We start from the raw sequence: 14,239 nt of genomic DNA on the forward strand, positions 1-14,239 counted from the left end.
TGTGCTGTTTGCTGCCTTCGTACCTGAGCTGGCCGGTTCTGAGCTGGAGTTTTCCTTCGAACCTGCGTTATTGTCCGCGCACCCACTCAGCAGCGTGGCCGCCGCTGTCCCCAGTATACGCCATGCCGTTGGTCAATTCCGTGACGACGATTGGACTGGTGGTGCCTTCCGTTGTTTTGACCTCACCCCGTCTGTCCAAGCAGTGACGGTATACTTAAGGATATCACTGCCGCCGTATCCATTGGCGCAGTAAAGCTCACTTCGGCCGACTTGTCGCTGCCTACAGCATGCACCTCTTCAAGAGCTGCCGGAATGATCGGAGGGGCCGAATACACCTTGAACTCCCACAAGGAAACTCCCCATTGTACCCCTCTTGTTAAAACATACATCCGTACATATCTTGTATTCACCGGTTCAAAACAATATCTTCGATACTTCCTTTGCCGGTTGTGGTTGTGTAAACATTCTCCCATTGATTCCCGTCACTGGATACTTGAGTCTGGTACCCGCTGGCGTACGCTACTTCCCAATTCAAGACCACTCTGTTGGTCTTGTAGGTTTTGCAAGATCGACGTAAATCCATAGATAGTCTTCTCTGAGGTTGTACGTACTCATCTTCATTTGATTTCTCCTCAAGCTGGTAAAGGATATTATCAAGCATATCAATTAATGTCTCTCTTTTTGGACCTTCTCTATTTCTCACAAATTCCAATATTTCTATAATCGCATCCTTTAGTTTATTCCACCTTGCAACAGTGGCCACTATCATTATAGAAAAAATGAATATTACTACGAACAGAGAAATGTTAAGGTTAATAGAGTAATTTCCTGTTTGCTTCATGAAATCCGTTATATTTTCTTCTTAATTATAGTAAGCATAAACGCCAAAAGAACGCCAAAGAGACGTATAATTTACTCCACCCGGTCAGCTGGTAAAGGGAATCTGGCCAATATAGTGTTCTGATATTTAATTAGATTCCAAATAGTTTTGCAGTTGCTTCCGCAGTTCCGCTTTAATCTTCCTTATATCCTGCTGTAATGCTTCATCCACTTCACGGCTCTTCCGCAACTCCGCGTAGCTTGAGGCCGGGTGGTCCACCATTGCCAGTTCATAGGCGAGATCCTCGGCTCGGATTCTGCTGAATTTCGGATTGGCCAGTTCAGCTTGGACAGGTGCCTGGTTGAATACGAAATTGGCAAATGGCGACTCATAATAGGACTTTTCATCGGCCTGGTACAGGTAATATTCAATCAAATCATCCGGCACACTTGCCGACAGGCGGATATAATTCGGGTTCCAGGTCATTAGATAACCGGGAAATGTATAGTTCTGGCTGATATCGGTATTTTCAGGCAGCGTATATTGGTCCTTGCCGACAGGATTCCAGTGTTTCCCCGGAATGCCCAACTCAAACAGGTCATGATGATCCTGGCAGGCAAACAGCCAGTCGAGGAACAAGATGGAACTCTCTTTATTAACCGAAGCCTCTGGGAGGCATAGATAATTCCACGCACGTGAATTGACGGGCAGAAGATCGTTGGGCTGCAGCTTGTCCCTCATCTGGCGTTGCACAAAAAAAATGCCCAACTCAGCATCCGGCACACTGGCCTTCAGTTGAACATTGATCGCTTCGAAATTGGACACTCCTTCGATCATCGCCGCAGCCTTCCCGGACGTGAACCAGTCGCGAGCATATTTGCGAACAATCGGCTCCTCTTCAATGTAACCCTTGTCATGCCATTCCCGAACTGTGACAAGCCAGGAGTCGTCATAGTGGTTATACGGCTCCGGAAAATTCGCAAGCGCCTCATCCTTTTCCCCGCTTAACCCAATCCCCTTGATTTGATGATCCTTCAGAAATACCGATGCAGAGACAGAAGGCCCAAGATTAAGATCCCATATGCCGACCCCCAGTCTGCTAGGGCTATCCTGATTGCCCCAAATCAAATCGTTCGCCCCATAGCTTCCGTCATTCTTCATCACTAGAGGGGTGAGTGTCTTATCATTTGCAAGTACGCAGTCGAAAAAAGCAAGTAAATCCGCATAGGTCTCAATAGACGGTAAACCGTATGCAGCAGCCAAATCTTTGCGGTAATAAAGTGTACTCAGTTCACCCAGATACCGGCTTAGTGGCAGACCGTAGGAGTGATGCTGATTGTCTGGTCCGGTGATTTTGTTATTATCCATGTACATGCTGCTGAACGCCTGCTTCAGCCCCGGGTACTTATCGTTGCCGAAATATTGATCTAGATTTGCATAGCTGCCCTCCGCGATAAAGGTGTTCATGTTCATCCAAGGCGCATCAAACACAATATCGACCTGTTCGCCTGCAGCAAGCTTTAGCTTCAGTTTGTTCACATAATCCGCCTGCGGCGTGAATGTAATGTTCAGCCTCAGATGGAGCGTATCCATCGTCTGCCGCTCGAATTCGGCCACCACCTCGTCGAACTGCTTGGGCTTGTCTCCCCACAGCATAATGTTTAAGGTTACTGGCTCCACCGCTGCAGGCTTCTGTTTGCCACCTTCCTTCCTTTCTGAACTATAACAAGCAGTGAGCAAGCCGCCACTCAGGATAATTAATAATGAAACCAGGAATACGCGTGCTGTGAACTTCTCCATAGACAGCCCTCCAGTTCTTCTTATACACTTTTATTCCCCACCAGTATAGCATGAACGGCTTAGCGGAATCATGATGGATAGGGTTCTTGTATCGCTGCCCAGCGTAAATCCTCATTCCTATCCTCTCAATGACAAATAAAGAGCCGCCGCCGAATATACCGGCGAGCACGCTGTTTTTATGTTACTGGAATTATAGAAACGGATCTAGAAAATGGAATGGGTCTTTATTGCCGATGGGTTAAACATGTACCATTCGGAAAGACTGATTCGAGTGATTGCAGCCATTTCCGACTTAGATGAATCTCTGGGCAAGAAGTGAAAATACGGACTCCTAACGGCCCAAGCTAGTCAGGCTTGCATTCGGTTTGTGGCACTCAACCAAATTGATATCTAGCTTAGCATTTTGGTACGACAGTGTAGCCGACCGTTGGTGAGTGCGCGCACCTTGGCGCCACCATTCTGGCGCGGTGGAGTAGTTGATCACGTCAATTGCGCCGGCGGGTATACGCAGGAACGTACAAGTGCGCAAAACAGTCTAAAGAGAAGTTGTTCCCAGTAACATTCGAGATGAAGCTGACCAAGTGATGAGGTGCTTTTTTAAAAGATGAAAATCTTCGAACTTCTTTTACTGGGGCTATGAATTCGCTTTTTTCGCTGTAAAAACTAGTTTTCAGATATCGTAAAAGAGAAACATGAACTGGGTGAAATCACCTGATTACAACTCAGTTTGATACTAGGAGCCTATATATACATCAACTATAATATGTAAGATCTATCTTTTCAAAAACAAACTTCTTTAGTGAACTACATTAACGCGGGGGCTACCATATAAAGAAGAAACGATATGCTGAACACAATCCCCTTGATCGTAATCGATGCTACGCTGATCCTGACGGAGCGCTGGTCAAAGCTCGGGGGACGGCGCTAACGCTACCGGCACACGAAAAGCTTATGGAGTTCTACCACCTATGCAAGACAGAAAGCTCAAAATGTTAGCAACGGGCGGATCTGCTGCAGTGCTTGAAGATCAATCAACGCTATTGCTGGGATAACCTGACACTTCAGCAACTCTTGTACGAAGCAGTAGCCACTCAGGTCAAAGAATGGTAGAATGTGCTGTAATTCCCGGAAGAATCCCTGAAGATTATTATCGCTATATTATCTGTGCATAATAGAACTCACCCTACAGCAGTAAGGGTTTTATGGTGTGCATAAATAAGAAGTGGGCATAATCAATGAGAATAATGATATGAAAAGATTAAGTTTATTTCTATTTCAAGAGTACTTATTCCACATGTTATATTTTTGCTATAATTCACTATAAGTCGCAGTACTCAATCATCTTCTTATTTAGATTAGATTTGAAGGGTGGTTTTTATTATCAAATTCCCTATAAAGCGCGGAATACATCATGCTCTTATTGCATTTAAGCTTGAAGATTTAAGGAACTACACAGAACGTATGGAGACGGTGTTACAGAATCAAGTGGATGAATTTAATGAATGGTATGAGTTACAAGTTAAAGAGGTTCCAGTAGATGTGTAAACTCCTCTTATTTATCGCTCCAAGATTTTCCGAATAGCTCACCACCATTTGGAGAAAGCTCTAAAACCTTTGTTTCATTTAGTATCTTTTGACTTTCCTTCGTATACGCTGCTTTCTTATCGAATGAGATAAATATTTGTTTATTAATGGTTTTATACTTTTCTAATATTTTTTCTATAGCTTCATCAGCAATTTGTTTTAAGACCACAGAATCATGAATCAACACTGGTAAAGTCGTTAATTCTAAAATACTTAGGTCGTATACTATCATGTTTTTATAAGAGGTGCCTGTACCCGTATCATCAATTGTTTCAAAGTTATATTTGTTTTTATCAAATGAAAGGATAGGTGGCTTTTTCTTTCCAGAGTATATGTAATCGTTTATTTCTTGCATCTTCGTATTTATGACTAATTGCAAATGTAATAATTGCTCTTTTCTCATTTGGTCTCTTCTGACTTTAGTATCATCTCTTGAAGTTTTAAGGCTGCCCAACTTCAAATACGCAGCATTTTCACTTTCCAATACTTCACTCTTTTTTTGTAGCTCTGAGTATTTTTTTAAAATCACCTTTGATAAATTTGGAGTTTGTATTAATTGTTTGATATTTAACTCAATACTATCAATTTCATTTTGCGAAATAGAGAGTATTTGGCTTAATTCTGCTTTCTTTTCCCTCAATTCTTCCCTTAAGACACTTCGTATTTCGTGATGGAATCTTTCAACTTCTTCAATACTCCGCAGACTAACATTGGGAAAGAACCTTAATAAATCTTCATATCGATCAGAACTCAAAGGTGAATTACCTTTTATATTTTCATCCAAAAGTATGAATTGAGAATAATACCTACTTTTTTTCCTTTTTGCAACAGAAAGTCGCTCTTTCAATTTTATTAATTCTTCAGCTTTTACAGAATCTAAATCTAATAATTGACTATCCAAATCTTTTGAAATCCCCTCTTTTTCTGTATCAAGCCCTGATAGTTCTTTAATATTTGCACTGTACTTTCGTTTTCCAATAGATGCTACAAGGTTGAATTTTTGAGCATTCTTAAATGCACTTAGTTCTGCTTCTCTTTGCTTAAGAGAAGCCTCTAATTCTGCGATAACATCATACAGTCCAAATAATTTCAACAGTGCATTAATCGGAGCACCTGCACGTTCATTATGAACAATATCTAAAGGACGCTTTTCATTCAAATTTTCTTTCCCATAAATTCGCGCAAATCTACCTACAATATCACGAAAACTTATATCAGGCAGATTTATTTTATACTGCTCTTTTAAAAATTCACAGTATTGAGTAAGCGTTAAATTTGAGACAAAATTATATTCATTATCACATTCAACCACAGTTTCCAAATCATCAGTATTTCTCAAGAAACAGTATTTGTCTTGATTAAATTTAAAACAAAATTTAATAGTATGACTTCCCACGTTTCTTTGAAGTTCTGAAGATTTCATAACGTAATCCTTACCACCAAAAGCGAAATCAACAATCATTAGGAAGGTTGATTTACCAATAGAGTTAGTCCCTACATCATCCCCTAGAACCGTGTTTAAATTAGGAAAGAACTCGACTCTCTGCTGCTTAAATTCCTCACATATGATTTCATATAGCATAATTGACTCTCCTCGACACAAGACTGTAATCAATTTTCCTTAATGCATACAAACATTCAAGAACTTCTAAAAATTCGGTTATATCCTCTATTTTGTCAATTACCTCTATGTATAACTCAGAAATAGACGTTGCATTACCTTTATCAATAGCATCTAAAATCACAGGGAATTTACTTATTGTACTCTCTTTATAGCTATACAACTTATTAGGCAATTTCATGGAACACCTCGCAACTTTGAACGAAATACGATATTACCGCTTCGCACGCTTCATTTGTGGAATTAACTGATTTTGACTTCATCCATTTTACAAGAGCTTCAAATATCTCACTTTTATTCTCCATTTCCTGTTCACATCTCAAAAAGCTTATTCTGATTTCAGAGGCCACCAGTTCAAAGTTAATTTGCTTTGACTGGTCCAAATTTTGGAATGTTTCCTTTATGAAATTATAATACATGCAAACATTTGTTTCTATCTTCATTTTGAGCATAAAATATGTATCCTCAATCTTGCTGGATATTCTTAAAGCTTGGTACTCTAATTTCATTCTTTGTAGTGTTGAAAAATCAATGTCTGATAAGGAATTAATCACTAAAACTATTTCCTCTTCTAAATCCTGATGTGAGATTGAAATTTTTACTTTTGCAGCCTTTAACAATTTCTTTTTAATACTAATTAGTTTCAAATACTCTTCCTTTGTTTTATGGTCGTCATAGTATCCATGACAATCTTTACATAAAGCAATTTTGTTTTCAAAATCCTCACAGTTATTGCCGAGTCTTTCAAGACCATGGAGTTCTTTTATTTCAGCTGGTAGTGGACTGTTTGGATAAATATGTGCTATTTGATACTTTTTATTCATACGCTTCCCCTTTTGCATTAGCAAATAACTATTACATAAGGGACAGCTTCCTTCTACTTCTAATAAATGTGCATTATCGACATTTTCTGTGATAGCAGTTCTACTTATCAAATAAGGTTCGCTTTGTTCTTCAGACATTCCCAAGACATATCACTCCTTGCAATTTGGCTTAAAATGATTCTTTAAAAAAGTAATCTGTATTAAAAACCATCAAAAACTTACTATTTTACACCAATATACATATTTCGAGCTTTTAATATCTACATCCTTCCAAACAAACGTTCTAATAGACCTTTAAATCTATGAATCATAGAAAAATCCGGTCAATTGAGAGAACCGGATCTGTTCTTTGGATATTTTTTAGTATTAATAAAGAAAATTGAGTAGCATACTACTGTCTGAATTAATTATATTTAGACAAAATTTACAAAGCTTCAGGAAAAGAGTGCCTACACACAATATGAATTATGTTTATTCAGCAACGTTAATAGGTTTTTTATTTCTGAATTAAAGAACAGTCTAAAAGTAGCAACTTTTCCAACTTTCATTTCTTTGACAAAAGCATTAAATATTAAGGTTTCTGAATTTATGAAAATTATGAAAAGAAATATTGTGAGTATATCAAAATGCACACTACATTATAGAGTGCATTTCTTATATTCCCACTTAATAAATATTCATTTCTCTAATGTACATTTTGGAATCTTTTTATATTTATGGATTTATGTTAAAATAATCTATACAAAATTCATAAGGTGGCGAGTGAAAATTAAACCCAAATACTTCACAATTTTAATGATTGCACTCTTAGTACTTTTAACTGGTTGTACAAGTGACGGCTTTGTATTAAAAGGAGAGAGTGATAGTTGGAAGGGTGATTACAGAGTTACCCTAGAAAGCCAAAGAGAAACAAGTAAATTAACTCTTTATTATAAGCACGACAATTGGAAAGATGTGGGTAGATATACTGTGAACGTGAACGACGGAAGTATAATATTAAAAGAAGAAGGCTTATTAAATCGTACAATTACTATTCCAATAAATAAAATGAATAGTACAGTGTCTAAAGATAGTAGCATAAAAATTGATATAAGTTGGGATGATAATTCAGAAACTTTAACATTAAAACAATAAAAAAAAGAGAAAGGATACACCGAACAAGCGGGTATCCCTTCTCTTTTTTACTTAAAATTGAATGTTATTCGGATGACGTAATAACCATTGTTGGGAACCACGAGTTATTGTAACTTCTGTAGTTACCCCCATAATCATGCTTGATGACTCAACTGAACTCCAAGTAGTTGGAGCAGCATAACCAAATGCATTAACTGTTTCCGCAATATCGCCTGACGAATGACTTGCAAAACCACCACCATTTTTGTTCCCTGAGATAGCATATCTTACAATTCTATTTGATAATGATAATGTGCTATCATGTCGGTTCCATCCCCCTGTAACAGAGATAAGTTTATAAACGTAAAGCCCCCCATTGGGTGTTCGGTCAAAATTAACTGTCGAATAAGCAACCACTCCACCATCAAGGATATCTGTTGTCCCATATAGGCTGCCAGCAGACAAAATCCCAATTGAAGTAGTGCTATAAGTTTCTGTAACATCTTCCCCTTTTTGAACTACTTTTAATAGTTGAGTAGTAGAATAAAGCTCAACCTCTTCTTCTAATTTTTGATTAACTATACTTTTTTCTATTAGCGAGTTGTTATTTTCCGATTTCAAAGTCATTTTTTGGTTTTCTGTAGATGTAGACTCCAAATCGGATATACCATTTTTCGCACGTTCTAAAAGCAAATCAATATCAGTGATTTGCTCAGCTTCGTATAAAACTACTTCGGTGTCTTTTGAAACTTCTACTGGTGTAGCAAAGGATACGTTTCCAAATAATATTAAAACAAGTGTAAGAGACAGAAAAGAACCGAAAACTTTTTTCATTTTAAATCTCCTTTTGTTGTTTATTTTTGGTAACCTCCACCCTCCTTCGCAGGGAATCCCCTTCCTTTTTATTCTATAATTTGTATCCTATTGATCCTAGTGACTTATTTACCATTTTTATTACAATTTAAAACATTTAATCGTATTATTCGACATGAAAATTCGAATCAATAAAGTAGTCCAATTCAAAAAACGACATTCCCTAAGATAATTCTTTGGAATGTCGCTTTTATAGTCATATAAAATTCAACTAACCTACTCGTTTAAAATTTACATATATAAATGATGTTTGTCCGCCTCTTCAATATGTGCATTAGTATATAATTCCCCTTACAAATAAATCTTCTTTAGTTTGGGGTTCACTGAACATATTAATACCCTAATATTTATCAATGCGTTACTCATCTTTAAAAAGCTCAGAATACTTTTTACCAAAGCCTAACGAAATCATCATCATATGTAATTATGCACACTCATTTGCATTCAGTATGTTCCACCTATTGCTCGTCCCTTGCTACGTCTATATTTTTTCTATTCTATATTATGCCCATTATTTTCATGCACACTTTTATATAGATAAAGACTAGATTCCCGGTCTTCGCAAATAATATCGCACTTGTAATAGCCAATAACCAAGACGTTGTCCTACTCAGATTAGAACTCCAAACATTCACATAATCTATCCCCTTATATTAATATAATGTATAGTGTCCCGTTTTTCTTATATACTATCCAAAGCCCCGCCAACCATATGTGGTTAACAGGGCCTGATTTTGTATGAGTTGGAGTCTGTATTTAGTATGACCCAAGGATAACTAACTTATTCCATGAAAAGAGCGTCCGCTTTCGACCTACAGCTTGCCACTATCTCATATTTAATCTACTTCAAGTCGAACTGATCCATGTTACCACCTTTTTATGATTTGAAATTGAAATGAACTTTTCTTCACTGACTCTTGAAAGCCAACGAAGACGCCAATCAGTAAAGCTAGAATAATTGCAACGACAACAGTAATTATTCTTTCTTAATTGTAATAATCGCTTTACTACCCTTTAATTATTAATGAATGCACGTTTTTTACATATATATCCTATTATTATGACTTATACTCACGAATATTATCTGACTCGGTTTGCACTTCTCTCCAATCCATCCCGGGACCTGACCCAAGCGGGGTAAGGTTATTTGTGGGTCGATTTCCAGGCTTTATCCCATGCTTTTTATAAGCCTTGGTAAAATCTAAGGTGGTGGAATATTGACCTTCCTGCAGCTCCTGCACCATCCGGCCGGCATCGTCCCCGGAGAAACCCGACGGCGTATCGGTCAACGGAATATTGACGCCAGTTTGCAGCGCCCGATTCGACTGGTCTTTCAGCGGACTCCAGTATGCGGTCACATCTGTAAACGCAGGAGGCGATTCCAGAAATTCGCTGTAGGTCTTAAGGTTCTCCGGCTGCAGCAGAAAGGCAAGGAATTTCTTGGCTCCTTCGGGTGCTTTGATTCGGAAGTAATCGCATATCTGGAATCATCGGCCGACAGCACCACCGGCTTCGTGCCGTTATGGATCAAAGGGTATGGGCTGAATCCGATATCATTCTGCAGATCCGGATTGATCTTGAACAGGTCCCCGAGCGCCAACATGCCTTGGCTGATGATTACGACTGGGCTTGTGGCAAATACTTCCTTCTAGTTATCATATGTTACCGTCAGCGCATCCTTGTTAATCAGGCCGCCGCTCTGAAGCTCCAGCAGCCGCTCCGCAAATACATCCATCGGGCCGTTCTCCTGATCAAAGTTCAGCTTGGCGGAATCATTGTTAATAAAAGCTTCACGGGAGCCATTCATCCCAAGGTTCTGCCTGATGTTGCCATGCGGTAGGAATTCGATTAAATGCCCAGCGTCCAGATTCTATTCCGGCGATAAACATGGGAGTGATCTCCGGTTTTTTCTCCTTGACCATCTCTAGGATGCTTTTGAATGCATCCCAGGTCAGCGCTTCCTTTAATCCCAGCTCACTGAATTTTTTTTGTTGTAAAAGATTCCGGCCATCATTACACTCGTTGCTACCCGGTACTGCTTGCCTTTCTTCACATCCGTCGATAACTCTTGATACTGGGCAGCACGCTGCGAATATACACGACCTCCTGCTTTTACTACGTAAGGAAGAAAATCAAAGTAGACTTTCCACTCTGGAAGCAATCGAGGAATAACATTCTTCAACCAAAATAAAGCTGGTGTACCGTTTAGTAAAAGGATCACCAGCTTGTTTTCTTTATTTTGCTTTATTGATTTGATGTCTCGAAAGACTCTGCCGCAGCCTGTAGTCCCACAGCAGATATCCGGTGGGACTTCAGAATAAAGCAGCTGAGAGAATTAACCCTCTAGTGTGGACAGAATCTCCCCATATCCTTCAAAAGGATAATCGATCACAATTCTTCCGGCCTCGGCATCGCTGATTCCGCTGTACAGATCCGCTTTGCCGTCCTCGCGCATCACAATGCCGGCAGTAAAGGCACAATCGATCAGGCTAGATCTTTTGGCCGGTCCGGCCGGATAGCAAGGACGGGTACCGATGATTTTCTGCTCCTTTGCCTCATGCGTTTCAGGATCAAACACAAAACTGATATTCAGATACACCAGAATTTCCTCGCCGTCTTCGGCCTTGTCCAGATAGCTTTTATGCCCGATGACTCCAACTTTTCCGCTGCTCAACAAGTAAGCCTGGTTGCAGCCGCCCCATTCATCCTTCCCGAACAGGCCGTCAATCACCGGAGCGTTCTCGATCACCTCCGCCGTGAGTTCGTCCAGACTGTTAATGATCGCAAACCCGACGATGGATTCACTGCCGTAAAGCTTGCGGATTTCTTCGCTCCGCGGTCTGGAGAACACCCCGATTCGCTTGTCTTTCAATTGAATGAGGCGGATATCCTTCATATAATCCGGGCCGGTCGTGAAATAGTAGAGATCATTCAGATCCGTGCCTCTGTAAAAATAGCCGTAGTAGGTCTCTCCCTTGCCCTGCTTGTAGCGGACATGGGTGCCTCCCAGAATCATCGTTCCGTCCATGATGCTGATATACGGGTCCTCCAGCTGGTAAATCATGCTGTCTTGAACCAGCGTCCACTCGTCTTCCCCGGTCTGCTCGAACAGTCTCACCCAGGAACGCGCCCACTCCTCGCGTTTTTCCACACGGCCGTAGATATAGGTTTCGCCTTCCCATTGGAAAGGGAGGGAGGGATTGTAGACATCGAACCCCTCGACTCCATGAAATTGCAGCTTCTTGCTGTCATAAATCATTTTGGTCTCTTCGAATTGCTTTCTTTGTTCCTGAAGGTTCATCATTGTTGCCTCGTTTCTTGTAGGATTTATCGCCGGGCGGACAGGGAATAGGGAAGTTCCTTATTCGCTGACGCCAACTCATCCGGTTCTGCGGACAGCTTGAACTCAATCGCTGCTCCCTGCACGAGCTGTTCATGGGAGAAGTACAAGTCTTGGTGCCGCTGCCCGTTCAGCTTGACCTCCTGCACGTAGCAATGGCCTTCCGCCTGGTTCTCCGCCTCAATGCGGATTTCCTTCCCGTTCTCCAGATGCAGGGTGATTCGTTCGAAGACGGGACTGCCGATTACATATTCGGGAACGCCGGGACAGAACGGATACATCCCCAGGCTGGCAAAAATATACCATGCGCTCAGGCTGCCGTTGTCTTCATCTCCGGGCAGTCCATCGACCTCGGCGCTGAACAGCTCCTCTGCCGTTTTTCTCACCCAAAACTGGGTTTCGGCCGGCGAGCCGATCACTGCGAATATATAGGGCAGATGAAAGCTTGGCTGGTTGCTGATGGCAAATTGCCCGAAATCGACAGCAGCCATCTCCGACATCTCGTGAATCTCGATCTCATAGCCGCCGGTCTTGAATTCTGGGGCAGCGGTCATCAGCTCCTTCATCCGTGCCAGAAGCACCTCTCTTCCGCCCATGTGTTCGGCCAGCCCCAGCATGTCATGCTGAACGGCCCAGCTGCTCTGCCAAGGACCTCCTTCACAGTAGGCTCCACCCCACTTCAGAAGATCGAACGCCTCCAGCCAGCTTCCATCCGCTTTCCTGGCCCGCATGAAGCCAAGCTCAGGGTCAAGCAGGGAGGTGTAATTGCCCGCACGGCCGATCAAAAGCTCGTAGTCTTCCTCTCGCCCCAGACCCTTTGCGACCTGGGCAACACAGAAGTCCCCGTACGCATAATCCAGGGTGCTGCTGACGCTTTCATGATAGACCTCTCCCGGCAGGTATCCGTATTTCTCATAGGCCTCGAAGCCCTTTCTTCCGAAACGGGGGTCCTTGGAGGCTTGCAGGGCATGCTTGCGCAAGCCTTCATAGGCAAGTTCCGCATCAAAGCCTTCGATGCCTTTGGCGTACGCGTCGGCGAACACCGCATCAATCAGTGTCCCCGGCATGGAGCTGCGTTCACCGGGTGAGCACCACTTGGGCAGCCAGCCGCCCTCTTGATAGGCATTGACATAGGACTCCAGAATCTCGCCCAACCGGCTTGGAAAGAGCAGGCTGAACAAGGGATACGAGGTCCGGAACGTATCCCAGAATCCGTTGTCGCAGTACATCGGCCCTTTCTCAATCTGTCCGTTATATGGACTGTAATGGACCTGTTGCCCATCCTCCGTAAATTCATGCCACATCCGGGGAAACAGACAGGTCCGGTACAGGCAGGTATAGAAGGTGCGGAGCTTGCGTTCGCTCCGGTCCTCGACCTGAACCCGGCTCAGCGTATCTTCCCAGGCCTGCGCCGCCTCCGCCCGGACAGCCTCGAAGGATTTGCCGCCGATCTCCTGATTGAGGTTGGTGATGGCCTGCTCAATGCTGATGAATGAAGTGCCTACCGTAAGCCCCGCCTCGCCAGACTCCGGCAAGCAAAGGCCGATAAAGGCTCCGACACGTTCACCGGTTCCGCTCAATTGAATAACAGTCGCCCCGTCCCCTGTGAAGGTGCCGCAGGCCTCTACATCAAAGTCGCAGTCGAAATCCATCACGAAATACATAGCGAAGTTCTCGGGAACGCCCTCCGAATTGGCCCGGGTGTACCCGCTCAGTCTTCGGGCTGCAGGGTCGATCGTAACCGAGGATTCGCCTGCAAACGGCACGGCGAGCATTCTCGCCTCCTCACGCTGCGTGAACTTCATGCGAATGCTCGCACAGCGCTCTGTCGGGCTTAGCTCCAGAGAAGCACGATAGCGCCGCAATGAAATACGGAAATAGTCGGGCTTAACCGTCATGTCCTCCGGGCGAAAGGAGGAAGAACGTTGCCTGGCCGGCAGGGCCAGAACTCCGCTCTGCGGCATCAGAACGAGATGTCCATAATCCCTGATCCACGGACTGGGCTGATGGGTCAGGCGAATACCTTCGAAGTGACGGTGATCGGGATGGAAGAACCATCCATGGCCCGCTTCGTCCGTTTGTGGACTCCATGCCGCCATGCCGAATGGCCGGGCAATGAGCGGAAGCGTATTTCCGTTGGAGAAACGGAAGGTGGAGGCTGTCCCCTGCAGAGGATTGACATGCTGTAATAAATTCAAGATCAAACACCAACCTTTTCTTTATGTTCTATTCCTAAAAAAAAGAGAGCCATCTCTTTCATTCCG

General features: G+C 42.6%; 14 protein-coding genes. 1 reads left to right on the top strand and 13 read right to left on the bottom strand.

Features of this window, described 5'->3' with window-relative positions:
- Positions 1–182: 182 nt before the first annotated feature.
- The 5 genes from NSU15_RS22510 to NSU15_RS22530 all read right to left on the bottom strand — a co-directional run bounded on the left by NSU15_RS22510 (position 183) and on the right by NSU15_RS22530 (position 6,787).
- The gene (locus NSU15_RS22510; protein WP_339287588.1) at positions 183–410 is read right to left on the bottom strand and encodes a hypothetical protein; all 228 of its coding nucleotides are present in this window, start codon (positions 408–410) and stop codon (positions 183–185) included.
- Positions 407–703, bottom strand: coding sequence for a hypothetical protein (locus NSU15_RS22515; RefSeq protein WP_179089615.1), 297 nt, complete (start codon positions 701–703; stop codon positions 407–409). Before NSU15_RS22515 ends, NSU15_RS22510 begins: the two co-directional genes overlap by 4 nt.
- A 264-nt stretch (positions 704–967) precedes the next feature.
- On the bottom strand, positions 968–2,620 hold the full coding sequence (locus NSU15_RS22520) for an extracellular solute-binding protein (RefSeq protein ID WP_339287589.1): 1,653 nt from the start codon (positions 2,618–2,620) through the stop codon (positions 968–970).
- A 1,552-nt stretch (positions 2,621–4,172) separates the two neighbouring features.
- Positions 4,173–5,786, bottom strand: a complete 1,614-nt coding sequence (locus NSU15_RS22525) for a DUF2326 domain-containing protein (RefSeq protein WP_339287590.1) — start codon at positions 5,784–5,786, stop codon at positions 4,173–4,175.
- A gap of 206 nt (positions 5,787–5,992) precedes the next feature.
- Positions 5,993–6,787, bottom strand: a complete 795-nt coding sequence (locus tag NSU15_RS22530; RefSeq protein WP_339291425.1) for an ABC-three component system protein — start codon at positions 6,785–6,787, stop codon at positions 5,993–5,995.
- A 657-nt stretch (positions 6,788–7,444) separates the two neighbouring features.
- On the opposite strand from NSU15_RS22530, the gene NSU15_RS22535 reads away from it, so the two are divergent.
- Positions 7,445–7,783 (top strand): hypothetical protein, encoded by a 339-nt coding sequence (locus NSU15_RS22535; RefSeq protein ID WP_339287591.1) that lies wholly within the window; start codon positions 7,445–7,447, stop codon positions 7,781–7,783.
- A gap of 51 nt (positions 7,784–7,834) precedes the next feature.
- On the opposite strand, the gene NSU15_RS22540 is transcribed toward NSU15_RS22535, so the two are convergent.
- From NSU15_RS22540 to NSU15_RS22575, 8 genes are all read right to left on the bottom strand, one after another.
- Positions 7,835–8,596, bottom strand: coding sequence for a hypothetical protein (locus NSU15_RS22540; RefSeq protein ID WP_339287593.1), 762 nt, complete (start codon positions 8,594–8,596; stop codon positions 7,835–7,837).
- A 1,097-nt stretch (positions 8,597–9,693) separates the two neighbouring features.
- On the bottom strand, positions 9,694–9,924 hold the full coding sequence (locus NSU15_RS22545) for a hypothetical protein (protein WP_339287594.1): 231 nt from the start codon (positions 9,922–9,924) through the stop codon (positions 9,694–9,696).
- 65 nt (positions 9,925–9,989) lie between these two features.
- The gene (locus NSU15_RS22550) at positions 9,990–10,238 is read right to left on the bottom strand and encodes a hypothetical protein (protein ID WP_076136754.1); all 249 of its coding nucleotides are present in this window, start codon (positions 10,236–10,238) and stop codon (positions 9,990–9,992) included.
- Between the two features lie 45 nt (positions 10,239–10,283).
- A complete protein-coding gene (locus NSU15_RS22555; protein ID WP_339287595.1) occupies positions 10,284–10,442 on the bottom strand; it encodes a hypothetical protein in 159 nt (52 codons plus the stop codon).
- Positions 10,426–10,557: a hypothetical protein gene (locus NSU15_RS22560; protein ID WP_339287597.1), complete on the bottom strand. Its 132-nt coding sequence runs from the start codon at positions 10,555–10,557 to the stop codon at positions 10,426–10,428. The genes NSU15_RS22555 and NSU15_RS22560 overlap by 17 nt, the downstream gene beginning before the upstream one ends.
- Positions 10,558–10,598: 41 nt before the next feature.
- Entirely contained in the window at positions 10,599–10,856 is a 258-nt protein-coding gene (locus NSU15_RS22565; protein WP_339287598.1) for a hypothetical protein, read from the bottom strand.
- 114 nt (positions 10,857–10,970) lie between these two features.
- Positions 10,971–11,939: a DUF1861 family protein gene (locus NSU15_RS22570; protein WP_339287599.1), complete on the bottom strand. Its 969-nt coding sequence runs from the start codon at positions 11,937–11,939 to the stop codon at positions 10,971–10,973.
- A gap of 23 nt (positions 11,940–11,962) precedes the next feature.
- Entirely contained in the window at positions 11,963–14,173 is a 2,211-nt protein-coding gene (locus NSU15_RS22575) for a GH92 family glycosyl hydrolase (protein ID WP_339287600.1), read from the bottom strand.
- Positions 14,174–14,239: the final 66 nt, after the last annotated feature.

Source organism: Paenibacillus sp. FSL E2-0201 (genome assembly GCF_037963325.1).
In the GTDB taxonomy this organism is placed as follows: Bacteria; Bacillota; Bacilli; order Paenibacillales; family Paenibacillaceae; genus Paenibacillus_AQ.

Coding starts and splice junctions, on each gene's coding strand:
- NSU15_RS22520 (WP_339287589.1), bottom strand. CDS start 2,620: ATGGAGAAGTTCACAGCACGCGTATTCCTGGTTTCATTATTAATTATC.
- NSU15_RS22525 (WP_339287590.1), bottom strand. CDS start 5,786: ATGCTATATGAAATCATATGTGAGGAATTTAAGCAGCAGAGAGTCGAG.
- NSU15_RS22530 (WP_339291425.1), bottom strand. CDS start 6,787: ATGTCTGAAGAACAAAGCGAACCTTATTTGATAAGTAGAACTGCTATC.
- NSU15_RS22535 (WP_339287591.1), top strand. CDS start 7,445: ATGATTGCACTCTTAGTACTTTTAACTGGTTGTACAAGTGACGGCTTT.
- NSU15_RS22540 (WP_339287593.1), bottom strand. CDS start 8,596: ATGAAAAAAGTTTTCGGTTCTTTTCTGTCTCTTACACTTGTTTTAATA.
- NSU15_RS22550 (WP_076136754.1), bottom strand. CDS start 10,238: ATGTTGGCGCTCGGGGACCTGTTCAAGATCAATCCGGATCTGCAGAAT.
- NSU15_RS22555 (WP_339287595.1), bottom strand. CDS start 10,442: ATGAATGGCTCCCGTGAAGCTTTTATTAACAATGATTCCGCCAAGCTG.
- NSU15_RS22560 (WP_339287597.1), bottom strand. CDS start 10,557: ATGGTCAAGGAGAAAAAACCGGAGATCACTCCCATGTTTATCGCCGGA.
- NSU15_RS22570 (WP_339287599.1), bottom strand. CDS start 11,939: ATGATGAACCTTCAGGAACAAAGAAAGCAATTCGAAGAGACCAAAATG.